Here is a 6,179-nt window from a genome sequence, read left to right on the forward strand (position 1 = left end):
TGTTTCAGCAGTCTCGATGCCTCTTCCTGATAATCAAGGATGTGATTAGTCACTTCCTTGAGTACGATGCAGGGGCGGACGAGAAAGAGGGAAGGGGCTGCCCCGATGGCCTTGCGACATGCGGTGCTGGCGGCGCTGCTCGACGGCGAGTACAGCGGATACCAGCTGGCGAAGGCGTTCGACATCGGCGTCGCGAACTTCTGGCACGCCCTGCCCCAGCAGCTGTACGCCGAGCTGACCAAGCTGGAGAAGGAAGGGCTGGTCGCAGGCCGGCAGGTGGTCCAGGAGGCCCGCCCCAACAAGCGCCTGTTCACGGTCACCGACGCCGGCCGCGCAGAGCTGGAAAAGTTCGCCGCAGCCGTATCGAAGCCCTCGTTCATCCGCGACGATCTGCTCGTCAAGGTCCAGGCCGCCGACCGCATCGGCACCGCGCCGGTGATCGAACAACTCGAAGAGCGAGCGTCCGCAGCCGAGGCCAAGATCGAGCTTCTCGGCAAGCTGCTACGGAAGATGCGCGGCGAAATGGACGAGGAGGAGTTCCTGCGCCGAGGCGAGCGGATCGGGCCGTACCTGACATGCCTGCGCGGCCTGGACTTTGAACAGGGCCACCGGGACTGGTGCCTGCGGATCGCAACCGTCCTGTGGGAAAGGCAGACGACTCATGCCGAGCGGTGACTACCTGCGTTACGTCGCCCTGGGCGACAGCCAGACCGAAGGGCTCGGCGACGGGGACGACAGCATCGGCCTACGGGGCTGGGCCGACCGGCTCGCCGAGCACCTCGCGGCCGCCAACCCCGGGCTTCGTTACGCCAATCTGGCCGTCCGAGGACGTGTCGCCGGCCAGGTCCGCACTGAACAGCTGGGGCCTGCCCTGGCGCTGCGCCCCGACCTGGCCACCGTCGTCGCCGGGGTCAACGACCTGCTCCGGCCCCGTTTCAACGCCGCAGAGGTGGCAGGGCACTTGGAAGAGATGTTCGCCGCGCTCACCGCCGCCGGGGCCCACGTGGCGACCCTGACCTTCCCCGACGTCGGAAAGATCACGCCCCTGGCCCGGCCGATCAGGTCCCGCGTGTTCGACCTCAACACCCGCATCCGCGCTGCGGCCGCCCGTCACGGGGTCACGGTCGCCGAAACCGCCCGGCAGCCCGTCGCCACCGACCCACGGCTGTGGAGCGCGGACCGACTCCACGCCAGCCCCCTCGGCCACGAACGGATCGCCGCAGCCGTCGCCCAAGCCATCCACCTGCCCGGAAGCGACGACGCCTGGACGCTCCCCCTGCCACCACAGGCAGTTCCCGCGGGCCGGCAAGCCGCAGGAGCCGAACTGCAATGGGCGGCTGGATTCCTCGGCCCCTGGCTCGGACGCCGTCTGCGCGGTCAGTCCTCCGGCGACGGCCGCACCGCAAAACGCCCCCAACTCCTGCCCCTGAGCGCCACGCCCGACTCCCCGGCAGAAACCGGTCAGCAGGAATCGCCGTAGAGACAGCATCGGCCCCGGGACGGATCCTCTCGAACCGCCCGGCGCTGTGCACATGGCCTCGCTGCCGGGCGACGGGCTGAGCGCCGAGATCCATCCGGCCTGCGACAAGCAAGGCATGCCCGACACCGTGGACGCCCTAGCGGGTGAGACCGGCGGAGATGGTGGTGAGGGTGCGTTCGACGACCGCGTCGCGCTGTTCGGCGGGGAGGCGGGCGAGCGGGCCGTCGAGGATGAGCAGGGAGAGGCCGTGGACGGCCGACCAGGCGGCAACCTCGGCGGCGGGCCGGTTCTCCGGCCGCATCCGGCCCGCGGCCACGAGCGTGTCGAGCACGTCCGAGAGCAGCACGAACGCAGCGAACTCCGGCCTGGCCTCGGGGGCCTCGAGGCCGTTGAAGTCGCTGCTCTGCGCCAAGGGCGTACGGCAGAAGGCGGTGCGGTAGAGCCCCGGGTGCTCGATCGCGAACCGGACGTACCCACGGCCGATCGCCTCGACCTTGGCAACGGCCTCCTCACCCGGGTCGTCGAGCCCGGGGTGTACACGCACGGCCTCGGCCATCGAATCGGCGAGCGCCTGCTGGCCGCGGATCTTCACCGCCTCGAGGAGATCTCCATGGCTGGTGAAGTGGCGGTAGGCGGCGGTGGGTGACACGCCGACGCTGCGGGCCGCCTCACGCAGTACGACACGCTCGGGGCCGCCTTCGGTCGCGAGTTCGACGGCGGCCTCGATCAGCGCGTTGCGCAGGTCGCCGTGGTGGTATCGGGCCTTGCCGCCCGTAGTCGATCCCATGACCCCGTCCTGTCTGATGTTGACGCTATTAACATTGTGTGCCACTTTCGATGTTAATGGCGTAAACATCCAGAGGTGATGACCATGTTCGGCCGAATTTCGGAGCTGGCCCTCCGGCGGGGCCGGCTCGTACTGACACTCACCGTGGTGGCCGTGGTCGCCATGGGCGCCATCGGGTTCGGGGCGTTCGGCAAGCTCCTGGGCGGCGGGTTCGAGGATCCGAGCGCGCCCTCGGCCCGCGCCCAGCAGCTCATCGACGAGAAGTTCGGCGGCGAGAGCAACCTGGTCCTGCTGGTCCGGGCCGACGACGGCGGCGTCGGCTCCCCCGCCGCCGAGCGCGCCGGCCGCACCCTCACCTCGGAGCTCAAGGGCGAGCCCACCGTGGCGAACGTGATCTCGTACTGGGACTCCGGCGCCTCCGCGCTGACCTCCCGGGACGGGAACGAGGCGCTGGTGCTCACCCACGTCAAGGGCGACGACACCGAGCAGGCCGACAACGCCTCGGCGATCATCGGCAAGTACACCGGCGACCGGAACGGGCTGACCGTTCAGGCCGGCGGAGCGGCCGCGGTCGGCGACGAAGTGCCCACCCAGGTCGCCAAGGACCTCGCGCTGGCCGAAATGATCGCCGTGCCACTGATCCTCGTCCTGCTCGTGATCGCCTTCGGCAGCGTCGTCGCGGCACTGCTGCCGCTGGTCATCGGGCTGATCGCAATCGTCGGCACCTTCGCCGAGCTCTATGTGCTCGGCAGCCTCACCAGCGTGTCGGTGTTCTCGATCAACCTCACCACCGCCCTCGGCCTGGGCCTCGGCATCGACTACGCCCTGCTCATGATCAGCCGGTTCCGCGAGCACCTCGCAGAAGGCGCCGACGTTCCCGAAGCGCTCCGGCACACGGTACGGACGGCCGGACGGACGATCGCCTTCTCCGCGGCCACCGTCGCCGCCGCACTCGCCGCGCTGCTCGTCTTCCCGCAGTACTTCCTGCGCTCCTTCGCCTACGCGGGCATCGGCGTAGTGGCCATCGCCGCCGTCAGCGCCCTGCTCGTCATCCCGGCGCTGCTCGCCGTACTGGGCCACCGGGTCAACAACGGCCGACTGCCCTGGGCGAAGACGGTACGGAGCGCCGAGGCACCCCTCTGGGCCCGGCTGTCCCGCACGGTCATGCGCAGGCCCGCCCTGACCGCACTGCCGGTCCTCGCGATACTGCTGCTCGCCGCGAGTCCGCTGCTCGGCGTCACCTTCGGCACACCGGACGAGCGGGTGCTGCCCGAGAGCGCCCAGAGCCGGCAGGTCGCCACCGCGGTGCAGCACGACTTCAATGGCAGCGACGAGTCGGCGGTGCAGATCGTCACGACCGGGCCGGTGGCCCCGGCCGACCTGCGCTCGTACGCGACCGACCTCTCGCGGCTCGACGGCGCGGTGCGGGTCGAGACCTCCGCCGGCACCTTCCAAGACGGCCGCTCCGCCCTGCCCGGGCCCGCGAACGCCGCGCTCGGCCGGCCCGACGCCCAGCGCATCACCGTCGTCACCGACCTCACCCCCAAGTCGGGCGAGGCTCAGAACCTCGTCAAGGACGTACGGGCAGTGGATCCGCCCGCCGGGACCACGGCGCTGGTCGGCGGCACCGACGCGCGCCTCGTCGACTCCAAGTCCTCGATCGCCGACCGGCTCCCGGCCGCAATCGGCCTCGTGGCGGGCACCACCTTCCTGATCCTCTTCCTGTTCACCGGCAGCGTGGTCCAGCCACTGCGGGCGCTGATCCTCAACGCCATCAGCCTCACCGCGGCCATCGGCGTCATGGTGTGGATCTTCCAGGACGGCCACCTGTCCTCCCTGCTCGGCTTCACACCGCAGCCGATGGACACCTCGATGACGGTGCTCATGTTCTGCATCGCCTTCGGCCTGTCCATGGACTACGAGGTCTTCGTGACCAGCCGGATCAAGGAGCTGCACGACGCGGGCGCCGACACGGAGACCGCCGTCACCAGCGGGCTGTCGCACACCGGACGAATCGTCACCATGGCAGCCGGGCTGCTCGCCGTGAGCTTCTTCGCCTTCGGCACGGCCCACGTCAGCTTCATCCAGATGTTCGGGCTCGGCAGCGGCCTGGCGATCCTGATCGACGCCGTGGCCGTACGCGGGGTGCTCGTGCCGGCGGCCATGCGACTGCTGGGACGCACGGCCTGGTACGCGCCGAGGCCGCTGCGCGCGGTGCACCGGCGGCTTGGCCTCACCGAGAGCGCACCCACCGAGAAGGAGCCAACACCCGCCAGGGTCTGACCCCTTACACCCGTACGAAAGCCGCCGCCGCATCGGACGAATTCCAGCGACCGTCGACCGCACGTGGCGGCCCCGGGCGCGGCCGCGCTGCCTCGGGCAGCACTCCCCCGGCGATCCCGACGCCCTTGCAGGGGCGGCTCACGCGGGTCCATGCCCGGCATCCGCGGCGCCGCCGATGCTGAAGTGCGACGGCGCGACGAGCGCTCCACCTGGCGTGGCGCCCTGGGTCCGGCGGGGGCACGCTGAGAATGAGGACGTCTTGTGATGGCGTCCATGCGATTCCGAATGGCCCGGCCTGATCTACGGCCGGACAGGACATGCGACAGAGGGACAGCGGCGATGATCGAGGCAGCCGACATCCGCGAGTGGCGCAACCAAGCCGTGGTGGACCCGGGCGGGCGCAAGATCGGTGTCCTCGAAGCCATCTACGTAGACACCACCACGGACGAGCCCGCGATGGCCACCGTGCTGACCGGCATGCCCACCCGCCACCGCCTGGTCTTCGTCCCCATCGACGACGCGATCGTCGGACCGGGCTACCTCAAGGTCTCCCACGCCAAAGCGCTGGTCAGAAAGGCCCCCGCAATTGGCACGGACGACGTACTGCCCGCTGAGCGGGAGGAGGCGATCTTCCAGCACTACGGAATGAGCTACCAGCCAGGCGCCAACGGCGAACGACAGCTCGCACGCCGCTGACCTCCGGATTTTCATTCCCAAGGATGCGTTCGCGTCATGGTTCTCTTCCTGCTCCTGATCATCGTGGCCATCGTGCTGGGAATCATCGGCACCGCGGCGAACGGGCTGGGCTACCTGCTCATCATCGGCATCCTGCTGTTCGCAGCCGATCTGGCCTTCGCTGCCCGGCGCTTGTCCCGGCGGACGCGGCGACGCCCGCCGCGATGACCATGCCTGGCAGCCTGCCCCTGCAGCCCCCAACCTGGGCGTGGGGCCGAGCCGAGGCGGCGAAGACTGCGATCGACACACTTCGCAGGGTCCGCCAGGGCACTGCGGATCGAGGAGGTGGCTTCAGATGACGGAGCCGATCAGTACAACCGCACCAACCGAGCCCCGTGCGTCCCGCCCACAGCGGGAAAGAACGCTGAAGTCCAAAAAGACCGGGCCGGACGCGGCGCCGGGGATCCGGGGCGCAACCAGCATCGCGGACGGGGTGGTGGAAAAGATCGCCGGGATGGCGGCCCGGGAAGTGCCGGGCGTCCACGCCCTGGGCGGCGGGTTCGCCCGCACCATGGGCGCGGTACGCGGCATGGTCCCCGGTGGGCGAACAAGCGTCGGCCACGGAGTCAAGGTGGAAGTGGGCGAGCGCCAGAGCGCCATCGATCTCGCGGTCGTCGTGGAGTACGGGTTCGCGATCGCCGACGTCGCCGCAGAGGTCCGTGAGAACGTCATCGCCGGGGTCGAGCGGATGACGGGTCTGGAAGTGGTCGAGGTGAACATCGCCGTCAACGACGTCCATCTCCCGTACGAAGAGGAGGAAGGGACACCCGAGGGTCGGGTGCAGTGACCACTCCCGCCCTAGGGCCTGTCGTTCGGATCTTGCCGGGCTCGCGTGCCCTGGCACGCACTCCCCCGTAGCCCTTCGGGCACGGGAGGTGCCCCCACGCCGCGTTG

At 69.8% G+C, this 6,179-nt stretch carries 7 protein-coding genes; 6 read left to right on the plus strand and 1 reads right to left on the minus strand.

The window, feature by feature from the left end; translation table 11 throughout:
- Positions 1-105 precede the first annotated feature (105 nt).
- Together ABZS64_RS26330 and ABZS64_RS26335 are read left to right on the plus strand one after the other, a co-directional pair.
- Positions 106-675, plus strand: a complete 570-nt coding sequence (locus tag ABZS64_RS26330; protein ID WP_355834443.1) for a PadR family transcriptional regulator — start codon at positions 106-108, stop codon at positions 673-675.
- Positions 662-1,480 (plus strand): SGNH/GDSL hydrolase family protein, encoded by an 819-nt coding sequence (locus ABZS64_RS26335; RefSeq protein ID WP_355834446.1) that lies wholly within the window; start codon positions 662-664, stop codon positions 1,478-1,480. Before ABZS64_RS26330 ends, ABZS64_RS26335 begins: the two co-directional genes overlap by 14 nt.
- Positions 1,481-1,616: 136 nt before the next feature.
- Here the strand turns inward: ABZS64_RS26335 and ABZS64_RS26340 are convergent, their stop codons facing one another.
- A complete protein-coding gene (locus ABZS64_RS26340; RefSeq protein ID WP_355834449.1) occupies positions 1,617-2,267 on the minus strand; it encodes a TetR/AcrR family transcriptional regulator in 651 nt (216 codons plus the stop codon).
- Between the two features lie 84 nt (positions 2,268-2,351).
- Between ABZS64_RS26340 and ABZS64_RS26345 the strand changes: the two genes are divergently transcribed.
- From ABZS64_RS26345 to ABZS64_RS26360, 4 genes are all read left to right on the plus strand, one after another.
- Positions 2,352-4,550 carry an MMPL family transporter gene (locus tag ABZS64_RS26345; RefSeq protein ID WP_355834452.1) on the plus strand — a complete coding sequence of 733 codons (2,199 nt, stop codon included), beginning with the start codon at positions 2,352-2,354 and terminating at the stop codon, positions 4,548-4,550.
- Positions 4,551-4,889: 339 nt separating this feature from the next.
- Entirely contained in the window at positions 4,890-5,246 is a 357-nt protein-coding gene (locus tag ABZS64_RS26350) for a PRC-barrel domain-containing protein (RefSeq protein ID WP_355834455.1), read from the plus strand.
- A gap of 36 nt (positions 5,247-5,282) precedes the next feature.
- On the plus strand, positions 5,283-5,453 hold the full coding sequence (locus ABZS64_RS26355) for a hypothetical protein (RefSeq protein ID WP_355834458.1): 171 nt from the start codon (positions 5,283-5,285) through the stop codon (positions 5,451-5,453).
- Positions 5,454-5,580: 127 nt separating this feature from the next.
- Positions 5,581-6,072, plus strand: a complete 492-nt coding sequence (locus tag ABZS64_RS26360) for an Asp23/Gls24 family envelope stress response protein (protein ID WP_355834461.1) — start codon at positions 5,581-5,583, stop codon at positions 6,070-6,072.
- Positions 6,073-6,179 lie beyond the last annotated feature (107 nt).

Source organism: Streptomyces sp. NPDC005408 (assembly GCF_040606445.1).
GTDB lineage: Bacteria > Actinomycetota > Actinomycetes > Streptomycetales > Streptomycetaceae > Streptomyces.

Excerpts from the sequence above, each read along its gene's own strand:
- ABZS64_RS26330 (WP_355834443.1), top strand. The coding sequence starts at position 106 with ATGGCCTTGCGACATGCGGTGCTGGCGGCGCTGCTCGACGGCGAGTAC.
- ABZS64_RS26335 (WP_355834446.1), top strand. The coding sequence starts at position 662 with ATGCCGAGCGGTGACTACCTGCGTTACGTCGCCCTGGGCGACAGCCAG.
- ABZS64_RS26340 (WP_355834449.1), bottom strand. The coding sequence starts at position 2,267 with ATGGGATCGACTACGGGCGGCAAGGCCCGATACCACCACGGCGACCTG.
- ABZS64_RS26345 (WP_355834452.1), top strand. The coding sequence starts at position 2,352 with ATGTTCGGCCGAATTTCGGAGCTGGCCCTCCGGCGGGGCCGGCTCGTA.
- ABZS64_RS26350 (WP_355834455.1), top strand. The coding sequence starts at position 4,890 with ATGATCGAGGCAGCCGACATCCGCGAGTGGCGCAACCAAGCCGTGGTG.
- ABZS64_RS26355 (WP_355834458.1), top strand. The coding sequence starts at position 5,283 with ATGGTTCTCTTCCTGCTCCTGATCATCGTGGCCATCGTGCTGGGAATC.
- ABZS64_RS26360 (WP_355834461.1), top strand. The coding sequence starts at position 5,581 with ATGACGGAGCCGATCAGTACAACCGCACCAACCGAGCCCCGTGCGTCC.